At 74.8% G+C, this 2656-nt stretch carries 1 protein-coding gene; it reads right to left on the bottom strand.

The genetic code is table 11. The features are described from left to right. On the bottom strand, nucleotides 1-2656 hold a 2656-nt coding region (locus I4I78_RS31785; protein WP_218615207.1), incomplete at both ends, for an RNA helicase.

Raw genomic sequence — 2656 nt, 5'->3', positions numbered from 1 at the left:
ACGGGTCCGCTCGGCCTTGAGCCGTCGCTGGTCGGCGTCGAGGTCCGACCACAGCTCCACGGTCCGCTCCAGGGCGTCCGCGACGGCGCCTGCAGGGAGCCGCGGCATCGGTGCGTCGTCGCGTCGCGACTCGTAGACCAGCGCGGACACCACGGCCGCGAGCTCCTCGGGCTCGAGCCCCTCCCAGACGCCGCGGCGCAGGCACTCGGCGGCGAGCAGGTCCGACTCGCCCCAGAGCCGGGCCAGCCGGCGCCCGTGCTCGGTGACGACGTCGGCCGGGTCGGCCGCGGACTCGTCGAGATAGCCGCGCTCGCCGAGCACGGCCCGGATCCGGTCGAACGCCCGGGCCAGCGAGTGCGTCGTCGTGCGGACCTTCTGGCGCAGCTGCTCGGTCTCGCGGTCGAGGCGGGCGTAGCGCTCGGCCCAGCGGGCGTGCGCCTCCCGGTCGTCGCAGCCGTGGCAGGGGTGCGCGCGCAGCGCCCGGCGCAGGGTGGCCAGCTCCGGGTCGTCGTGCACCGCGCCGCGGCTCTTGCGCCGCTCCTGGTGCGGCGCCCGGATCCCGGTGCCGCGCAACGCCGTCGCGAGATCGCGCCGGACCTGCGGCGACCGGTGGTCGATGCGCTTGGGCAGCTTCATCCGGCCCAGCGACTCGACCGCCTGCGGGAAGTCCGCCGCGGACAGGCGCCCCGCCCAGCGGTCCTCGTTGAGCACCAGCGGGCGCGGCGAGTCCTCCCCGGACAGACCGGTGTCGAGGACGACGGCCAGCCCGGCCCGCCGCCCCGCCGGGACGGCGATCACATCGCCGGGGCGCAGCGTGCGCAGCGAGTCCGCGGTCTCCTCCCGCACCTCGGCCGTGCCCTGGCGGCGCAGCGACTTCTCCCGCTCGGACAGGGTGCGGCGCAGACGCGCGTACTCGGTGAAGTCCCCGAGGTGACACGTCATCGACTCCTCGTACCCGGCCAGGGCCTCTTCGTTGCGGTCGATCCGCCGGGCCAGCCCGACCACCGAGCGGTCGGCCTGGAACTGGCCGAACGAGCGCTCCAGGAGCTCGCGTGCGGCGTCGGTGCCGAGGCGCCCGACGAGGTTCACCGCCATGTTGTAGACCGGCCGGAACGAGCTGCGCAGCGGGTAGGTCCGGGTCGAGGCCAGGCCCGCGACCTGCTCCGGGTCCATCCCGGGCGTCCAGAGCACCACCGCGTGGCCCTCGACGTCGATCCCGCGGCGCCCGGCCCGTCCGGTGAGCTGGGTGTACTCCCCCGGCGTCAGGTCGACGTGCGCCTCGCCGTTGTACTTGACCAGCCGTTCCAGCACGACCGTCCGCGCCGGCATGTTGATCCCCAGGGCCAGGGTCTCGGTGGCGAACACGCAGCGCACCAGTCCGGCGACGAACAGCTCCTCGACGGTCTCCTTGAACGCGGGCAGCATCCCGGCGTGGTGCGCCGCGATGCCCCGCTCCAGGGCCTCGCGCCACTCCCAGTAGCCGAGCACGCCCAGGTCGGCCTGCGGCAGGTCGCCGCAGTGCTTCTCCACGATCCGGCGGATCTCGTCGGTCTCGTCCGGCCCGGTCAGGCGCAGCCCGGAGCGCACGCACTGCCCGACGGCGGCGTCGCAGCCGGCGCGGCTGAACACGAACGTGATCGCCGGCAGCAGGCCGGCCCGGTCCAGGCGGTCGATCACCTGGACCCGCGACGGCGGGCGGAACCCGCCGCGGGAGCTGCCGCCCGGCCCGCCGGAGCGCGAGCCGCCGGAGACCGAGCCACCCGACCTCGACCCGCCGCCCGAGGATCCACCCGACGAGCCGCCCGATGATCCGCGCTGCACCGGCGCCCGGCCGCGGGTCCGGCCGCGCGGCCCGCGGTCCCCGGCCCGGTCCCGGGCGCCCAGGGACTCCCGGCGCTGCATCTCCCGGGTGTTGCGCACCAGGTCCGGGTCCACGACGAGCTCGCCGCCCTCGCCGCTCTGGGCGAACAGGTCGAACATCCGGTTGCCGACGATCATGTGCTGCCACAGCGGCACCGGCCGGTGCTCGTCGACGACGACGGCGGTGTCGCCGCGCACCTCGACCAGCCAGTCGCCGAACTCCTCGGCGTTGGACACCGTGGCCGAGAGCCCGACGATCGCGACGTGGGAGGGCAGCTGGAGGATGACCTCCTCCCAGACCGCCCCGCGGAAGCGGTCGGCGAGGTAGTGCACCTCGTCCATCACCACGTACCCGAGCTGGTCCAGGCGCCGGTTCGCGGCCCTGCCGGTGTCGCCGCCGTCGTCGGCGTAGATCATGTTGCGGAGCACCTCGGTGGTCATCACGACCACCTGGGCGTCACCGTTGATCGCGGTGTCCCCGGTGAGCAGGCCGACCGCGTCCGCGCCGTAGCGCGCCGTCAGGTCGGCGAACTTCTGGTTCGACAGCGCCTTGATCGGCGTCGTGTAGAAGCACTTGCGGCCCTCGGACAGGGCCAGGTGCACCGCGAACTCGCCGAGGACGGTCTTCCCGGCGCCGGTCGGGGCGCACAGCAGCACGCCGTGCCCGTCCTCCAGCGCCTCACAGGCCTCCTGCTGGAACCCGTCCAGATCGAACGGCAGCAGCCCGGCGAACTCCGCCAGGCGCGGCCGAGCGGCCCGGGACTTCGCCGCGGCATAGGCCGCGGCCGGATCGGAC

Source organism: Pseudonocardia sp. KRD291 (assembly GCF_019263595.1).
Classification (GTDB): Bacteria; Actinomycetota; Actinomycetes; order Mycobacteriales; family Pseudonocardiaceae; genus Pseudonocardia.
Note: the sequence above shows the minus strand (reverse complement) of the source record. Positions and strands in the feature narration are given on the sequence as shown.